Origin of the sequence: Nocardioides sp. GCM10030259, from assembly GCF_042666375.1 — a bacterium.
In the GTDB taxonomy this organism is placed as follows: Bacteria; Actinomycetota; Actinomycetes; order Propionibacteriales; family Nocardioidaceae; genus Nocardioides.
Map to the genome: position 1 here is coordinate 315144 of NZ_JBHTDF010000018.1, position 15441 is coordinate 330584.

General features: G+C 73.3%; 16 protein-coding genes and 1 pseudogene. 8 read left to right on the forward strand and 9 right to left on the reverse strand.

The window, feature by feature from the left end; all coding sequences use genetic code 11:
* The first annotated feature begins 6 nt into the window (after positions 1–6).
* The gene (locus tag ACFQQI_RS14620) at positions 7–1311 is read left to right on the forward strand and encodes an aspartate aminotransferase family protein (protein ID WP_378564587.1); all 1305 of its coding nucleotides are present in this window, start codon (positions 7–9) and stop codon (positions 1309–1311) included.
* A complete protein-coding gene (locus ACFQQI_RS14625; protein WP_378564590.1) occupies positions 1301–2704 on the forward strand; it encodes an NAD(P)/FAD-dependent oxidoreductase in 1404 nt (467 codons plus the stop codon). The genes ACFQQI_RS14620 and ACFQQI_RS14625 overlap by 11 nt, the downstream gene beginning before the upstream one ends.
* A 6-nt stretch (positions 2705–2710) precedes the next feature.
* On the opposite strand, the gene ACFQQI_RS14630 is transcribed toward ACFQQI_RS14625, so the two are convergent.
* Positions 2711–3520, reverse strand: a complete 810-nt coding sequence (locus tag ACFQQI_RS14630) for a class I SAM-dependent methyltransferase (protein WP_378564592.1) — start codon at positions 3518–3520, stop codon at positions 2711–2713.
* A gap of 77 nt (positions 3521–3597) precedes the next feature.
* Between ACFQQI_RS14630 and ACFQQI_RS14635 the strand changes: the two genes are divergently transcribed.
* Positions 3598–4344, forward strand: a complete 747-nt coding sequence (locus ACFQQI_RS14635; protein ID WP_378564595.1) for a winged helix-turn-helix transcriptional regulator — start codon at positions 3598–3600, stop codon at positions 4342–4344.
* Positions 4345–4347: 3 nt separating this feature from the next.
* Here the strand turns inward: ACFQQI_RS14635 and ACFQQI_RS14640 are convergent, their stop codons facing one another.
* A complete protein-coding gene (locus ACFQQI_RS14640; protein WP_378564598.1) occupies positions 4348–5775 on the reverse strand; it encodes a short-chain fatty acid transporter in 1428 nt (475 codons plus the stop codon).
* A gap of 64 nt (positions 5776–5839) precedes the next feature.
* On the opposite strand from ACFQQI_RS14640, the gene ACFQQI_RS14645 reads away from it, so the two are divergent.
* Together ACFQQI_RS14645 and ACFQQI_RS14650 are read left to right on the forward strand one after the other, a co-directional pair.
* A complete protein-coding gene (locus ACFQQI_RS14645) occupies positions 5840–6418 on the forward strand; it encodes a GNAT family N-acetyltransferase (RefSeq protein ID WP_378564601.1) in 579 nt (192 codons plus the stop codon).
* Entirely contained in the window at positions 6415–7545 is a 1131-nt protein-coding gene (locus tag ACFQQI_RS14650; RefSeq protein WP_378564604.1) for a heparan-alpha-glucosaminide N-acetyltransferase domain-containing protein, read from the forward strand. Before ACFQQI_RS14645 ends, ACFQQI_RS14650 begins: the two co-directional genes overlap by 4 nt.
* A gap of 59 nt (positions 7546–7604) precedes the next feature.
* Here ACFQQI_RS14650 and ACFQQI_RS14655 read toward each other — a convergent pair.
* Together ACFQQI_RS14655 and ACFQQI_RS14660 are read right to left on the reverse strand one after the other, a co-directional pair.
* Positions 7605–7991: pseudogene (locus tag ACFQQI_RS14655) on the reverse strand (GNAT family N-acetyltransferase); the annotation flags it as partial.
* Positions 7988–8884: an alpha/beta hydrolase gene (locus ACFQQI_RS14660; protein WP_378564607.1), complete on the reverse strand. Its 897-nt coding sequence runs from the start codon at positions 8882–8884 to the stop codon at positions 7988–7990. The pseudogene ACFQQI_RS14655 and the gene ACFQQI_RS14660, both read right to left, overlap by 4 nt.
* 94 nt (positions 8885–8978) lie before the next feature.
* On the opposite strand from ACFQQI_RS14660, the gene ACFQQI_RS14665 reads away from it, so the two are divergent.
* A complete protein-coding gene (locus tag ACFQQI_RS14665; protein WP_378564610.1) occupies positions 8979–9638 on the forward strand; it encodes a TetR/AcrR family transcriptional regulator in 660 nt (219 codons plus the stop codon).
* Positions 9639–9642: 4 nt separating this feature from the next.
* Here ACFQQI_RS14665 and ACFQQI_RS14670 read toward each other — a convergent pair whose 3' ends face one another.
* Complete coding sequence (locus ACFQQI_RS14670) at positions 9643–10764, reverse strand: hypothetical protein (protein WP_378564613.1); 1122 nt, start codon at positions 10762–10764, stop codon at positions 9643–9645.
* 189 nt (positions 10765–10953) lie between these two features.
* Here ACFQQI_RS14670 and ACFQQI_RS14675 point away from each other — a divergent pair, with 189 nt between their 5' ends.
* Together ACFQQI_RS14675 and ACFQQI_RS14680 are read left to right on the forward strand one after the other, a co-directional pair.
* Positions 10954–11322, forward strand: coding sequence for a YciI family protein (locus ACFQQI_RS14675; RefSeq protein WP_378564616.1), 369 nt, complete (start codon positions 10954–10956; stop codon positions 11320–11322).
* A gap of 54 nt (positions 11323–11376) precedes the next feature.
* A complete protein-coding gene (locus ACFQQI_RS14680; RefSeq protein ID WP_378564619.1) occupies positions 11377–12321 on the forward strand; it encodes an NAD-dependent epimerase/dehydratase family protein in 945 nt (314 codons plus the stop codon).
* On the opposite strand, the gene ACFQQI_RS14685 is transcribed toward ACFQQI_RS14680, so the two are convergent.
* From ACFQQI_RS14685 to ACFQQI_RS14700, 4 genes are read right to left on the reverse strand one after another with little or no spacing between them, the layout of a single operon-like run.
* Positions 12279–13082 carry a MerR family transcriptional regulator gene (locus ACFQQI_RS14685; protein WP_378564622.1) on the reverse strand — a complete coding sequence of 268 codons (804 nt, stop codon included), beginning with the start codon at positions 13080–13082 and terminating at the stop codon, positions 12279–12281. The genes ACFQQI_RS14680 and ACFQQI_RS14685 overlap by 43 nt on opposite strands.
* Positions 13083–13094: 12 nt before the next feature.
* Positions 13095–13853, reverse strand: a complete 759-nt coding sequence (locus ACFQQI_RS14690; protein WP_378564625.1) for an ABC transporter permease — start codon at positions 13851–13853, stop codon at positions 13095–13097.
* Complete coding sequence (locus ACFQQI_RS14695; protein WP_378564628.1) at positions 13850–14626, reverse strand: ABC transporter ATP-binding protein; 777 nt, start codon at positions 14624–14626, stop codon at positions 13850–13852. Before ACFQQI_RS14695 ends, ACFQQI_RS14690 begins: the two co-directional genes overlap by 4 nt.
* Before the next feature lie 60 nt (positions 14627–14686).
* Entirely contained in the window at positions 14687–15412 is a 726-nt protein-coding gene (locus ACFQQI_RS14700; protein ID WP_378564631.1) for a hypothetical protein, read from the reverse strand.
* Positions 15413–15441: the final 29 nt, after the last annotated feature.

Below are 15441 nucleotides of genomic sequence, written 5' to 3' on the forward strand. Positions count from 1 at the left end.
GGAACCATGAGCACGGCGTACGAGCTCGACCGCAGGCACGTCTTCCACTCCTGGTCCGCGCAGGCCGAGATCACCCCGATGGTGATCACCGCGGCGCGCGGCTCCTACGTGTGGGACGACGAGGACCGGCGCTACCTGGACTTCTCCAGCCAGCTGGTCTTCACCAACGTCGGCCACCAGCACCCGCGCGTCGTCGCGGCGATCAAGGAGCAGGCCGACCGGCTGTGCACGGTCGCCCCGGCGCACGCCAACGAGCAGCGGGCGCACGCGGCCGAGCTGATCGCGGGGCTCGCTCCCGACGGGTTCGAGAAGGTCTTCTTCACCAACGGCGGCGCCGACGCCAACGAGCACGCCCTCCGCATGGCCCGCCTGCACACCGGGCGGTTCAAGGTGCTCTCGGCGTACCGCAGCTATCACGGCGGCACCCAGACGGCGATCAACGTCACCGGCGACCCGCGGCGCTGGGCCAACGACACCGCGACGGCCGGCACCGTGCACTTCTTCGGCCCGTTCCTCTACCGCTCGGAGTTCCACGCGACGACCGAGGAGGAGGAGTGCGAGCGCGCGCTCGCCCACCTGCGCCGCACGATCGAGGCCGAGGGACCGCAGACGATCGCCGCGATCATCCTCGAGACGATCCCCGGCACGGCCGGCGTCTTCCCGCCGCCGCCCGGCTACCTCGCCGGCGTCCGCGAGCTGTGCGACCGGCACGGCATCGTCATGGTGCTCGACGAGGTGATGGCCGGGTTCGGTCGCGCCGGCTCGTGGCTGGCGCTGGACCGGTACGACGTGGTGCCGGACCTCATCACGTTCGCGAAGGGCGTGAACTCCGGCTACGTGCCGCTCGGCGGCGTGATCATCAGCGACCGGATCGCGGCGACGTTCGACCACGTGCCCTACCCCGGCGGCCTCACCTACTCAGGCCACCCGCTGGCCTGCGCGGCCGCCGTCGCGACCATCCGGACGATGCGCGACGAGGGCATCGTCGAGCGCGCCGACCGGCTCGGCCGCGAGGTCCTCGGGCCCGGCCTCGCCGAGCTCGCCGAGCGGCACGCGTGCGTCGGCGACGTGCGCGGGGTCGGCGCCTTCTGGGCGCTCGACCTCGTCACCGATCGCGCCAGCAAGGAGATGCTGTCCCCGGCACAGCTCGGCGACGTGGTCGCGGCCTGCACGTCGGCCGGCTTGCTGCCCTTCGCCAGCACCAACCGGATCCACGTGGTGCCGCCGTGCACGATGAGCGACGACGAGGCACGCGAGGGGCTCGCGATCCTCGACGACGCGCTCAAGGCCGGCGACCTGCATGCGCGGTAGCCCGACCGCCTACGAACGTCACGCACCCGCGAGCGCGGAGGTCGAGTCCGCACTCGCGGGTGCGCGGCACGCGGTGTTCTGGCTGGAGGACGCCCCGGCGACGACGTACGACCCGCTGACCGCGTCGACCACCGCGGACCTGGCCGTCGTCGGCGGCGGCTACTGCGGGCTGTGGACCGCGCTGCTCGCGAAGCGGCGCAACCCCGGCGCCCGCGTCGTCGTGCTCGAGGCGGGCACGGTCGGCTGGGCGGCGTCCGGCCGCAACGGCGGCTTCTGCGAGGCCAGCCTCACCCACGGCGAGGAGAACGGCCACGCACGCTGGCCCGACGAGTACGACGAGCTCGAGCGGCTCGGCCACGAGAACCTCGACGCCCTCGAGGCCGACGTCCGCGAGCTCGGCCTCGACTGCCAGCTCGAGCGCACGGGCACGCTGAGCGTCGCCGTCGAGCCGCACCAGGTCGCGTGGCTCGGGCCGCGCGCGCTCGAGCGCGACGCCGTCCGCGCCGAGATCGACAGCCCGCTCTTCCTCGCCGGCGACTGGGACCGCGATGGCTGCGCGCTGGTGCACCCTGCCCGGCTGGCGCGCGAGCTCGCCCGCGTGGCGAGCGACCTCGGCGTCGAGATCCACGAGCACACCCGGGTGACCGGGCTCGACGCCCCGACCCGCGGACCGGCGGCGGTCCGCACCACCGGCGGCACCGTCACCGCCGACCGCGTCGCGCTGGCCACCAACGTCTTCCCGTCGCTGCTGCGCCGAGCCCGACTGATGACCGTGCCGGTCTACGACTACGTGCTGATGACCGAGCCGCTGTCGTCCGCGCAGCTGGCGTCGGTCGGGTGGGCCAACCGGCAGGGGCTCGGCGACGTCGCCAACCAGTTCCACTACGCGCGGCTGACCGCCGACGACCGGATCCTGTGGGGCGGGTACGACGCGATCTACCACCCGGGGCGGCGGGTGCGCGCGTCGTACGAGGACCGCCCGAAGACCTACCGCCGGCTGGCCTCCCACTTCCTGGCGACCTTCCCGCAGCTCGAGGGCATCCGCTTCACGCACCGGTGGGCCGGGGCGATCGACACCTCGACGCAGTTCACGGCGTTCCATGGGCTGGCCGCGCGCGGCCGCGTGGCGTACGCCGCGGGCTTCACCGGTCTGGGCGTCGGAGCCACCCGGTTCGCCGCCGAGGTGATGCTCGACCGGCTCTCCGGGCTGTCGACGCCGGGCACCCGACTGGAGATGGTGCGCCGCAAGCCGCTGCCGTTCCCGCCGGAGCCGCTGGCGACCGTCGGCATCAACGCGACGCGCTGGTCGCTCGACCGCGCCGACCACCGCGAGGGGCGGCGGAACCTGTGGCTGCGCGCCCTCGACGCCGTCGGCCTCGGCTTCGACTCCTGACCGGTGTCACGCCCGGACCGCCGTGACGAGCAGGTACTCCCACTCCATCCCGCCGGCGTCCAGCGCGTCGTCCCCGAGCGCGGCCAGCGCGGCGTCGAGCGCGGCGACCCGGCCGGGGTCGTCGGCGATGGAGCGGTAGACCGCGATCGTCGGGCCGTAGACGGCCTTGAAGAAGTCGCGGAACTCCGCACCCGACGCGAAGCGGTCGACCGGCAGCCGCTCGCGGACCGCCTTGACCTCGGTCACCCGGTCGCCGAGCAGTCCGCGCACGTGGCCCTCGTCGCCCCACAGCGGCGGCGGCTGTGCGCCGGGCGGCGGGGGCGGGGCGTAGGGCTTCATGATCGCGAACATCCGCCCGATGAACCCCTCGGGAGTCCAGCTGATCAGGCCGATCCGGCCCCCGGGGCGTACGACGCGCAGCAGCTCGTCGGCGGCGTCCTGGTGGCGTGGTGCGAACATCACGCCGACGCACGAGATCGCCGCGTCGAACTCGCCGTCGTCGTACGGCAGCGCCTGCGCGTCGTCGACACGCCAGTCGAGCTCGAGGCCCTCGGTGACGGCGATCCAGGTGCCGATGTCGAGGAGCTCCTGCGTGATGTCGGAGGCCACGACGTCGGCGCCGGTGCGGGCCGCCGGCAGCGCGGAGTTGCCGGTGCCGGCGGCGACGTCGAGGACGTGCTGCCCCGCACCGATGCCGGCTGCCTCGACGACGCGGCGGCCGAGCGGGGCGATCACGTCGGTGGACACGGCGTGGTAGTCGCCGAGAGCCCAGAGGGGAGTGGGGTTCTGAGTGATGGTGGTCGCTGTGGTGGTCATGGCAAGAAGCGTCCGCCAGCTCACCGCTCCGCCTCCAGTGCCAGGTCTGAACCACCACCGGTTCACGATCTGTACTGGTGCTGGACCCACAGCCGGGCGTCTACTGGTGTGCGGGAGCGGGGAGGTTCGCGATGGCGACGTACGGCCAGTTCTGTCCGGTGGCCAAGGCCATGGAGGTGCTCGACGAGCGGTGGACGCTGCTCGTCGTCCGGGAGCTGATGGCCGGCAGCACCCACTTCAACGAGCTGCGGCGCGGCAACCCGAAGATGTCGCCGGCCCTGCTCTCCAAGCGGCTGCGCAGCCTCGAGCGCGCGGGAGTCATCCGCCGCGACATCGTCGACGGGCGCACGAGCTATCACCTCACCGAGTGCGGGATGGAGCTCCGGCCGGTCGTGGAGGGACTCGGCGCGTGGGGCATCCGCTGGATCGGCGAGCTCGGCGAGGACGACCTCGACCCCCACCTGCTGCTCTGGGACATCCGCCGCACGGTGCCCCTGGACGAGTGGCCGCGGCGCCGGACCGTCGTGCAGTTCGTGTTCACCGACCAGCCGGCGAGCACGGGCTCGTGGTGGCTGGTCGTCAACGGCGACGACGCCGACGTGTGCGACTACGACCCCGGCTTCGAGGTCGCGGCCACGGTCGCCACCACGCTGGCGACGATGGTCCGGCTGTGGCGGGTCGACCGCACCTGGGCCGACGCGCTGCGCGCGGGCGACGTGCAGATCGACGCACCCTCCGACGTACGCCGTGCGGTGCCGGCCTGGCTGGGGCAGATGTCCCTCGCCGTGGTGCCGCACCCGCTGCGCGAGGCCGCGCTCGGCTAGCGGCTACGGCGGCACCGGCGCCTCGAAGTCGAAGGTGAGGCCGAGCAGCCACAGCAGGAACAGCACCACCGGCAGGTGGAAGATGAACTGCAGGAACGTGAACCCGACGAGGTCGCGGGCGCGCAGCCCGAGCACCGCCAGCAGCGGCAGCATGAAGAACGGGTTGATCAGGTTGGGAAGGGCCTCCGCCGCGTTGTAGATCTGCACGGTCCAGCCGAGGTTCATCTGCACGTCGGTGGCCGACTGCATGACGTACGGCGCCTCGACGAGCCACTTGCCGCCGCCCGACGGGACCAGCAGGCCCAGGATGATCGTGTAGACCGCGACCACCACCGCGAAGCCGCCCGAGCCACCGAGGTCGGTGAAGAGATCGGCCAGGTGCTCGGAGACGCTCGAGCCGCCGTTCCCGGTCGCGCGGGTGAGCACGGCCGCCATCGCGGCGTACAACGGGAACTGCACCAGCACGCCGGCGGTCGCCGGCACCGCCTTCGCGGTCGCGAGCAGGAACGCCCGCGGGGTCTTGTGCAGCACCATGCCGAGGACGAGGAAGACCATCAGGTAGCCGTAGAGGTTGCTCAGGACCGTGAGCACGGGCAGCGTCGAGAGCTGCACGACGAGCCAGCCCGCCGTGAGGATCCCGATGATCGCCGGGAGGATCGGCGAGTACTCCAGCCACTCGCCCGGCCGCGACCGCGGCGGAGCCGCCTCGACGTCGTCGGTGATGTCGACGCCCATGTCCGCCGCCGTGCGGACCGCGTCGCCCTTCGGGGCCGACGCCCAGGCGATCGCGACCGTCAGCGCGATCAGCACGGCCGCCATCGTCAGCGACTGCCACGTCAGGATGGTCGCGCCGAAGTCGAGCACGCCCGTGATCTCCAGCAGCTCCGGCGGCAGGGACTCCGGGGTCGCCATCAGCTGCGCCGCCGACGAGGAGAGACCGAGCGCCCAGACCGCCCCCAGGCCCATGTACGCCGCGGCGCCCAGCGCCCGGTAGTCGGCGCGCAGGTCGGTACGGCGTGCGATCGCCCGGGCGAGCAGGCCGCTGAACACCAGGCTCAGGCCCCAGTTCAGCAACGAGACCAGGCACGACATCAGCGCCACGAACGCCACCGCGCCCGCCGCGCTGGAGGGGTAGCGGGCGATCCGCTCGATGATGCGCGCGACCGGGGCGGAGGTCGCGACGACGTACCCGGTCAGCACGACCATCGCCATCTGCAGCGTGAACTCGGCGAGGTCCCAGAACCCGTCGCCGAACGTCTCGACGACCGTGCGGGGCGACGCCCCGTTGATGAGCGCCGCGACGCAGACGACGACCACGCCGAGGAGGGCGAAGACGTACGCGTCGGGGAACCACTTCTCGGTGGCTGCGGCGGTGCGTTGCGCGAAGCGGGCCAGGCCGCGCTCGCGGGCGTCTGCGGTCGTCGAGGACATGAGGGGTGCCCTACCCACGCGAAGTCGCTGCCGAACACTGGTGTCCATCAGGGAAGATCGGCGCATGCCCCAGGACCTCAGCGCCGTCACCTGGCCGGTGCGCACCGAGCGGCTCACGATCCGGCCGGCGACCGCCGACGACGTCGACGCGACCTGGGCCTACCGCCGGGTGCCCGAGGTCAGCGAGTGGCTGACGGGCGCCATCACCGACCGCGACGAGTACGCCGAGATGTTCCTCGCGGACGACCGGCTCGCCAGCACGCTCGTCATCGAGCGCGACGGCGTCGCCGTCGGCGACCTGATGCTGCGCATCGAGTCGCCGTGGGCCCAGCACGAGGTCGCCGACCAGGCCCGGGACCGGCAGGCCGAGCTCGGCTGGGTGATCGCACCGGAGCACGCCGGCCAGGGGTACGCGACCGAGGCGGCGGCCGCGCTGCTGGGCATCTGCTTCGACGACCTCGGGCTCTACCGGGTCACCGCCCTCTGCTTCGCCGACAACGTCGCGTCCTGGCGGATCATGGAGCGGATCGGCATGCGCCGCGAGGCCTACAACGTCCGCGAGTCGCTGCACCGCGACCGGGGCTGGCTCGACGGGCTCGGCTACGCGCTGCTCGCGGACGAGTGGCGGGCGGCGCGTCGATGAACCTGGTCCGTCGGGCGACCCCTGAGGGTCGGCTCGTCGGGCTGGACGTCGCGCGGTGCCTGGCGCTGCTCGGGATGGTCGCCACGCACGTGCTGGACGAGCGGACGCCGGCGGGCGAGCTGACCTTCGCGCAGTGGCTGGCGGGTGGCCGGGCGTCGGCTCTCTTCGCGGTGCTGGCCGGCGTCAGCCTGGCGCTGATGACCCGCGAGCCGCTGCGCGGGCGGCCGCTGGCACTGCGCTCGGCGGGCATCGCGACGCGGGCGCTGCTGATCGCCGCGCTCGGCCTCGTGCTCGGCGGCCTCGAGACCGGCATCGCGATCATCCTGACCTACTACGGCCTGCTGTTCCTGCTCGGGCTGCCGTTCACGCTGCTGCGCCTGCGCGCCCTCGTGGTCCTCGCCGTCGGGTGGGTGGTTCTCGCACCCATGGTCTCCCACCTGGTGCGGCCGCACCTGCCCCCGCGCGGCTTCGACAGCCCGACGTTCGGCCAGCTCTCCGACCTGGGCCAGCTCGCGAGCGAGCTGCTGTTCACCGGCTACTACCCGGTGGTGCCGTGGCTGGCCTACCTGCTCGTCGGCCTCGCCCTCGGCCGCGCCGACCTGCGCGACACCGGCCTGCTCGCGGGGCTCGCAGCGGGCGGCCTCGGCCTCGCGTTGGTCGCCACCCAGGTCTCCCGCTCGCTCGTCGACCCGGTCGTGGCCGCCGAGAACGCCGCCGGCATGTTCGGTACGACGCCCACCGGCGGCGACTGGTCCTGGCTGCTGGTGGTCGCCCCGCACTCGGCCACGCCGTTCGACCTCGCCCAGACCATCGGCAGCGCCGTGTTCGTGATCGCGACCTGCCTGCTGGTCGAGCGCGTCCTCCCCCGCCCCGGCGCCGCCGCCCTCGCGATCGTCTTCGGCGCTGGCACCATGACGCTCACGCTCTACTCACTTCACGTGGTCATGCGCACGCCGGACGTCTGGCCGCCCGAGGTCCCCTCGACGTACCCCGACCACGTCCTCGTCCTGCTCACCGTCGGCGCGGCGTTCGTGCTCGCCGGCCGGCGCGGTCCCCTCGAGACGGTGGCGGGGCTGCCGGTGCGGTGGGCGCGCCAGTCCTCGCGCGCAGGGGTCGGGAAGGAGTAGGTCACGGTCGCGCCGTCCCGCTCGCGCACGGCGTCCGGCGCGTGCCGGGTGACCATCCGGATCACGGCCTGGTTGGTCGCGGTCGCGAAGACCTCGACGCGCTCGATGCCCCGGGCGGCGAGGTCGTCGATCACGGCCCGGGCGAGCGCGGAGCCGATCCCCCGGCCCTGGTGGCCGTCCGCGACGACGAGCCCGATCTCGGCGACGCGAGACGCACCGGCGCGTACCCAGACGCCGTGGCCGACCGGGGCGTCGCCGACGTACGCCAGCACGGCGCCGCCGCGCAGGCCGTCGGGCAGCAGCGCGTCGAGGACCGCCCCACTCGCCTCGGGTCCGAGGCCGGTCTGGAAGCGGCGGTACGACGACTCGGCGCTCAGCCCGCGGAGCAGCTCGGCGACGGCGGCGCGGTCGCCGGGTCGCGCCGCCCGGATGCGTACGGCGCTCATGTGGGCGCTCCGTCCAGGAAGGCCACGGCCTCGGCGACCACCGCCGGGTCGTGGAGGATGCGGCCGTGGCCGAGGCCGGTCGTCTCGACCAGTCGCGTGCCGTCTCCGAGGGCCGCGACCAGCACGTCGGCCTGGCCCCGGTCGACGACCCGGTCGCCGGCGTCGTGGACGACGAGCACCTCGGTGCCGGGCACGGCCTGCGGCGAGAAGTCCGCCCAGATGCCGGTGTCGCCCGCGAACCAGTTCCGCTCGATCGCCCGGCGCAGCGCCACGCCGACGCGGGCGTCGAGCCCGAGCCGGTCGCAGAACGTGTCCACGAGGTAGCCGAAGTCGCCCATCCCACTGACGGCCACGACCCGGTCGGCCGAGAGCCCGGTGCGCACGGCGTACAACGCGACCGGCACACCGAACGAGTGCGCGACCACGCCGACGAACGGGCCGTGCCGGCGCTCGAGCTCACCGACCACGGCCCGGTGCTCGAGGATCGTGCGCACCGGCCCGCGCGTCGCGCCGTGCCCCCAGGCGTCGTAGGCGACGGGGCTGTGGCCGGTCGCCAGCAGCGCGGCCACGACGTCGGCGAACCGGGAGGCCCGCGCTCCCCAGCCGTGGACCACCAGCACCGGGCGGGCGCCGTCACCCCAGGCGTACGTCGTCACCTCGGAGCCGGCGTGCTCGACGACCTCCACCCGGGCCGCGTCGTGGACGGCCCGCTCCCCGGCACGCACGCCCACCGGTCGGCCCGGCCGGCGCCAGAGCTCGAGGGCGAGTCGGCCCGCGACCCGCGGCGAGAGACGGGCCGTGGTGTTGAGGACGGCCGCGACGGCCGCGACGCCGACGCCCGTGCGGCGTGGCGCGGCGGGGGCGATCCGGACGGGGAGGTCGGTGGTGGTCATCGGGGGCCTCTCTCGGAAAGATGACTAAACAATACGAACGATCGTACTCTTTGTTCGTGGAGTCAACTCCTTTCCGAGAACTAGGCTGGAGCCGATGAGCGAGCAACTGGTCGACGAGAGCGCCGACGGCAGCACCGACGCCAGCACCGACGGGCGGGTGCGCCGCGGCGACCGGACCCGCCGGGTCGTGCTCCGGAAGGCGGTCGACCTCGCGTCGGTCGAGGGCCTCGAGGGCCTCTCGATCGGCCGGCTGGCCAGCGAGCTGTCGATCAGCAAGAGCGGCCTGATCGGCCACTTCGGCACCAAGGAGCAGCTCCAGCTCGCGACGATCCGCGCGGCCCGGGCGATCTTCGTGCAGACGGTGATCGAGCCGGCGCACGGGTCGACCCAGGGCATCGCGCGACTGCGGCTGCTGCTCGACACGTGGCTGGAGTACTCCAGCGACCGCCGGTTCCCCGGCGGCTGCTTCTTCGCCCGCGCCGCGCACGAGTACGCCGCCCGGCCCGGCGCGGTGCGCGACGCGATCGCCGCGGCCGACGCGGAGTGGGTCGGCCTGATCGCGGAGACCATCCGGGAGGCCCAGGCCGCGGGCGAGGTCCGCGCCGACGTCGATGCCGACCTGCTCGCCTTCGACCTCGTCGCCTACCTCGACGCGGCCAACCTGCGCTCGCTGCTGCTCGGCAGCAACGCGGTCTACGACCAGGCGCGGCAGGCCGTCGAGCGGCGGCTGGCCGAGGTCGAGGTGGGCCGCTAGCTCGTCAGGACAGGCAGCCCGCCGGGGAGCCGATCCTGGCCATGCCGGCCAGGTCGCCCGCACCGAACGTCAGGTTGCGCGAGGACGCGGTGCCGTACATCAGCTGGTTCGACGACGCGGCGTGGCCGAGGCCGAGCGAGTGCAGGATCTCGTGGAGCTCGATCTGGCCCCACCCGGACTTGTCGAACCCGGTCGGCAGCGCGTGGCCGTTGTCGAGCACGAGGTAGCCGCGGTACAGGCGGTAGCGCACGTCGGCGTTGCGGACCGTCCAGCCGCTGGCGCCGCCGTACCCGACCGTGTTGCCGGCGAGCGCGGGCAGCTCGGACTGGTTGGCCCAGCCGACGGCGATGTCGGCAGTGCTGGCGGGGAAGCCGCTCGCGTCGTCGATCGCGCCGCGGTAGCGCCACTGGGTCGCGCCGACGTAGCGGAACCGCAGCCCGGAGGCAGCGGCGATCCTGGCGAAGGCCTGCTGGATGTCGGGGAGCGCGTCGTAGCCCTGGCCGTTCGGGTTGTAGGCCCAGCGGATCTCGGTGCAGGGGTTCCAGCGGGAGCCCCCGTCGAACAGGTAGGTCCAGTCGCCGGACTGGCCGGCCGTGGCCGGCTCGACCGGCGGGGTGGTCGGCGCCGGGGTGGTCGGCGCCGGATCCGTCGCCGGCGGCGCGACCACGTCGACGTCGATGGAGGGAGAGGTGCCGGCGCGCAGGCCGCGGCTCCGGTTGACCTCGGCGCGGAACGTACGGGTCCTGGGCTCCGTGCCGGCGGCGAGCACGACGGACCACGCGCCGTCCCGGTCGGTGCGCGTGGACTCGACCCGCTTCCACCGGCCGTACAGGCGCTCGACGACCCGGACCGTGCGGGACCGGGCCCGCCCGTGCCGCTTCTCCGTCACGGCGGTCCCGGAGATCCGGATCCGGCCCCCCGTGTACGCCGTGCGGTCGGCGACCGTGCCGGTCACGACGCGCGCGCGTCGCACCTGGACGCCGTGCGCGTGCTCCACGCGCTCGACCGCCGGGCCCGGGACGGTCGCCCGGACCGTCGGTGCCGGCGCCGTCGTCAGGCCGCAGAGGAGCGCGGCCGAGGCGAGCGCGCCCAGCACCGGGACGACTCGACGACGTACGACGGACATGGCTCTCCTGGGACCGAAGGGGACTCGGTCACCCAGATCGGCCGTGCGCCACCGGGCTTGAGGGGTCGCCGCCACCGCGGAGGCTGTCGCAATCTCCGCGGAAGGTGTCGGATGGGGACGTCGCCGTTCGTAGCGGAGGTGAGAGGCGGCCACGGGGGCCGTCGCACACCGAGAACAAGGAGCAATGACATGCCCAGGTACATGATGTCCGTCCACGGCCCGGCCGAGTACACCGAGTTCGGCGGCTACGGCTCCCGCGAGGAGATGATGGAGTCGATGGCCGAGACCGGCGCCTTCAACGACAAGCTCCAGGCGGAGGGCTACTGGGTCTTCGCCGACGGCCTCGAGCAGGCGACGAACGCCACGGTCGTCGACGGCCAGGGTGAGAAGCCGATCATCACCGACGGCCCCTACCTCGAGAGCAAGGAGCACCTCGGCGGCTTCTGGGTCATCGAGGCGCCCGACCTCGACGTCGCCCTCCGGCTGGCCGCCGAGGCCTCGAAGGCCTGCCGCGGCAAGGTCGAGGTCCGGCCGTTCCAGACCGAGATGCCTCAGTAGCTGTCACAGATTCCCGCGTCGCGTCGTCGTACGGGCGACGAAGGGAGAAGGATGATGCGCATCCTCATCGCCGGTGCGACCGGAGCGCTGGGCAGCCGGCTGGCCCCGCACCTGCTGACCGCGGGTCACCAGGTGTTCGGGACCAGTCGGCACCCGTCGGCGCTCGCCGACCTCGACACCCAGGGCGTGACCGGGGTCGTCATGGACCCGCTCGACCTCGACAGCGTGCGCGCCGCCGTGGCCGAGTCGAAGCCGGACGTGGTCGTCCACCAGCTCACCGCCCTCGGGGCGATGACGGGCAACCCGAAGAAGTTCGACCAGGAGTTCGCGATGACCAACCGGTTGCGGACCGAGGCCACCGACCACCTGCTGGCCGCGTCGCGCGAGCACGGCGTACGCCGCTTCATCGCGCAGAGCTACACGACGTGGCCGAACGAGCGCACGGGAGGCTGGGTCAAGACCGAGGACGACCCGCTGGTCGAGGAGCCGGGCAAGGAGGCGCGCGAGTCGCTGAAGGCGATCCGCCACCTCGAGCACGCGGTCACCACGGCGAAGGGGATCGAGGGCGTCGTGCTGCGGTACGGCAACTTCTACGGCCCGGGCAACGCCGCGTCCCGCACCGGCACGCTGGGCGAGATGATCCGCGCGGGCAAGTTCCCCGTGGTCGGCGGCGGCACCGGCGTCTGGTCGTTCATCCACGTCGACGACGCCGCGACCGCGACCGCCGCGGCGGTGGAGCGGGGCGCTCCCGGCATCTACAACATCGTCGACGACGAGCCGGCTCCGGTGGCCGAGTGGCTGCCCTACCTGGCCGAGCAGCTCGGCGGCCGGAAGCCGATGCGGCTCCCCGCGTGGCTGGGCCGGCCGCTGCTCGGCCAGCTCGGCATCGCGATGATGACGACCGTGCGCGGGTCGTCCAACGCGAAGGCCAAGCGGGAGCTGGACTGGACGCCCGGCTACGCGAGCTGGCGCGACGGCTTCCGCACCGGTCTCGGCTGACGGGGCTCCAGGCGCTTCAGCTTGGTCCACCCGGTCCAGCCGCGCTCCTCCATCAGGCGCAGGATCCGGCGCGCGGCCGGGACCGAGTCGACGAAGACCGAGTCGAGCAGGGCGGCGAGGTCGTCGCTCATCGCGTCGTCCGCCTCCCACGCGTCGACCGGCACGGCCTCGAACTGGACGACCAGCCGGTCGACGACCTCCTCCACCCGCGGGTCCTCGGGTGCCCACTCGACCAGATCGGCGAGGTCGGCGTACATCGCGACGACGCCGGGGTCGTCGAGCTGCCCCTGCTTCAGCTCCATGTAGGAGGGCATCTGGTCGGGCAGCTGTGCCGCCACCAGGATCCAGGCGTCGCGCTCCGCCTCGACCATGTTCTCGGGGACCCCGACCTCCCGCAGGCGGTCGAGGTACTCCACGGCCTCCGGCGGCAGCGCCAGGCTGTCGCCCGCCGCGAGCTGCGCGATCCGCTCGCGGTGGCGCTGACGCTCGCGGATCTCGGCCCGCAGGCGGCGGTCGATCTCCTCGACCGCCGCCCCGAACTCCTCGTCGTCGGCCCCCAGCAGGTCCTGCACCCGGGAGAGCGGTACGCCGGCGTCGGCGAGCGTCCGGATCCGGATCAGGTCGACGACGGCGGCGGCGTCGTACCGCCGGTAGCCCGAGTGGTCCCGCTCGGGCTCCGGCAGCAGGCCCTTCGCGTGGTAGTGCCGCACCGCGCGGACCGTCACGCCGGCGTACGCCGCGAGCTGGCTGATCGTGAGCATGGGCTCAGCCTCTCAGGCGATCCGGCGGTGGTAGACGCGCATCGCGAGCCCGTAGGCGAGGACCAACAGGCCGACGCACCAGGCCAGGGCGAGCCAGATGTCGTTCCCGACGGGCTGCTCGGCGTACAGCGCCCGGATCGAGTTCACGATCGGGGTGACCGGCTGGTGCTCGGCGAACCAGCGCACCGGCGCGGGCATCCCGTCCGTGGGCACGAAGGCCGAGCTGACGAACGGCAGGAAGATCAGCGGGAACGCGAAGCCGCTGACGGCGTCCGCCGACTTCGCGACCAGCCCGGGGATCACCGCGAGCCAGGTCAGGGTCAGCGTGAACAGGGTCAGCAGGCCGGCGACGCCGAGCCACGCGAGCACTCCGGCGCCGGACCGGAAGCCCATGGCGAGGGCGACGAGCACGACGATCGCGACGGCGATCAGGTTCGCGACCACCGAGGTGAGCACGTGTCCCCAGAGCACCGACGAGCGCGCGATGGGCATGGACTGGAACCGCTCGAAGATGCCGCCCGAGACGTCCATGAAGAGGCGGTAGGCGGTGTAGGCGATGCCGGAGGCGACCGTCATCAGGAGGATGCCGGGCAGCAGGTAGTTCACGTAGTCGTCGCCGGGCGCCTCGATCGCGGAGCCGAAGACGTAGACGAAGAGCAGCATCATCGCGATCGGCGTGAGCGCCGTGGTGATGATGGTGTCCGGGCTGCGCAGGATGTGGCGCAGGGACCGGCCGGTCAGGGCGGCGGTGTTGCTGACGATGGTGCTCATCGGGACTCCTGGGATCCGGTGATGCTGAGGAAGATCTCCTCGAGGGTGGGCTGCTTCTCGACGTAGGTGACCTCGGCGGGCGGGAGCAGCGCCTTGAGCTCGGCGAGCGTGCCGTCGGCGATGGTCACGCCGTCGTGGAGGATCGCGATCCGGTCGGCGAGGTGCTCGGCCTCCTCGAGGTACTGCGTGGTGAGCAGGACGGTCGTGCCGCCCTGGGCGAGCTCGCGGACGGCGTCCCAGACCTCGAGGCGCGCCTGCGGGTCGAGGCCCGTGGTGGGCTCGTCGAGGAACACCACCGCCGGGCTGCCGATCAGGCTCATCGCGATGTCGAGGCGCCGGCGCATGCCGCCGGAGTACGTCGCGACCCGTCGCCCGCCCGCCTCGATCAGCGAGAACCGGTCGAGCAGGTCGTCGGCGACGGCACCCGGGTCCGGGAGCTGCCGCAGTCGCGCGATCAGGGCCAGGTTCTCCCGGCCGGTGAGGATCTCGTCGACGGCGGCGAACTGCCCGGTGAGGCTGATCGACTCCCGGACCTTCGCGGGCTGCGCGGCGACGTCGTACCCGTGGACGACGGCGGTGCCGCCGTCCTGCTTCAGCAGGGTGGAGAGGATCTTCACGAGGGTGGTCTTGCCGGCGCCGTTCGAGCCGAGCAGGGCGAAGATGCTCCCCCGCGCCACGTCGATGTCGACGCCGCGGAGCACCGCATGGTCGCCGTACGACTTGGTCAGCCCGGCGATCTGGATGGCCGGTCTCGAGGCTGGTGTGGTGGTCATGGGAAGACCTTGCAACCCTGACCCTGCGTCAAGGTCAAGCACCGATCTCGGATGGAGCGTCTACCGGGACCCGAGCACGTGACGATGACCGACCGCGACCCGGCGCACGCCGGTCGCTGGTGCCCGCCGGGCGTGCGGCGCCCGGCAGGCGACGATCGCCGCCACGAGCAGGAGCGGGGCCGCCGTGGCCTCGGTCCACGGGGCGGTGTCGTGGGAGACGTAGCCGGCGGCGATCGGGCCGGCGGCCAGCACCACCGGCACCGGCGTCGACAGGCCGACGAGCGCAGCGAGGACGATCCCGTGCGGGCGGCCGGGCGCCAGGGCAGCGAAGACCATGAGGGCGCCGGGCCAGGCCACGGCCCAGACGACGAACGCCGTGGCGAGCAGGGCCGACCCAGTCGCCGGCTCGCCGGTCTGCCCGCTGCGCAGCGTCGTCGCGCCCAGCACGCCCAGCGCCCCGGCCGGGACCACGCCGAGCAGCAGCCGCGTGATCCGCCACCTGCCGACCGGCCGGGTGGGGCGCAGCACGAGCGGGAGCGTGAGTGCGGCCAGCGCGAGGGCGAGCAGCGCGAAGCCGGCGTACGTCGCGGACTGACCGGTGGGCTGCCAGGGTGCGCTCGGCACGAGGTAGTCGAGCTCGTGGCTCTGCACGCGCAGGCACGCGGCGGAGTCGAAGCCGCCGCGGGGGCAGGCCGGCCACCAGCGCTCCCACGCGGCCGCGAACGTCAGCGCACCCGCCGCGGCGAGTGCCGACGCGGCAACGATCCTGGCCCCCCACGAGCGCATGTCCGATCGAAGCACGTCGTACCCCCCGC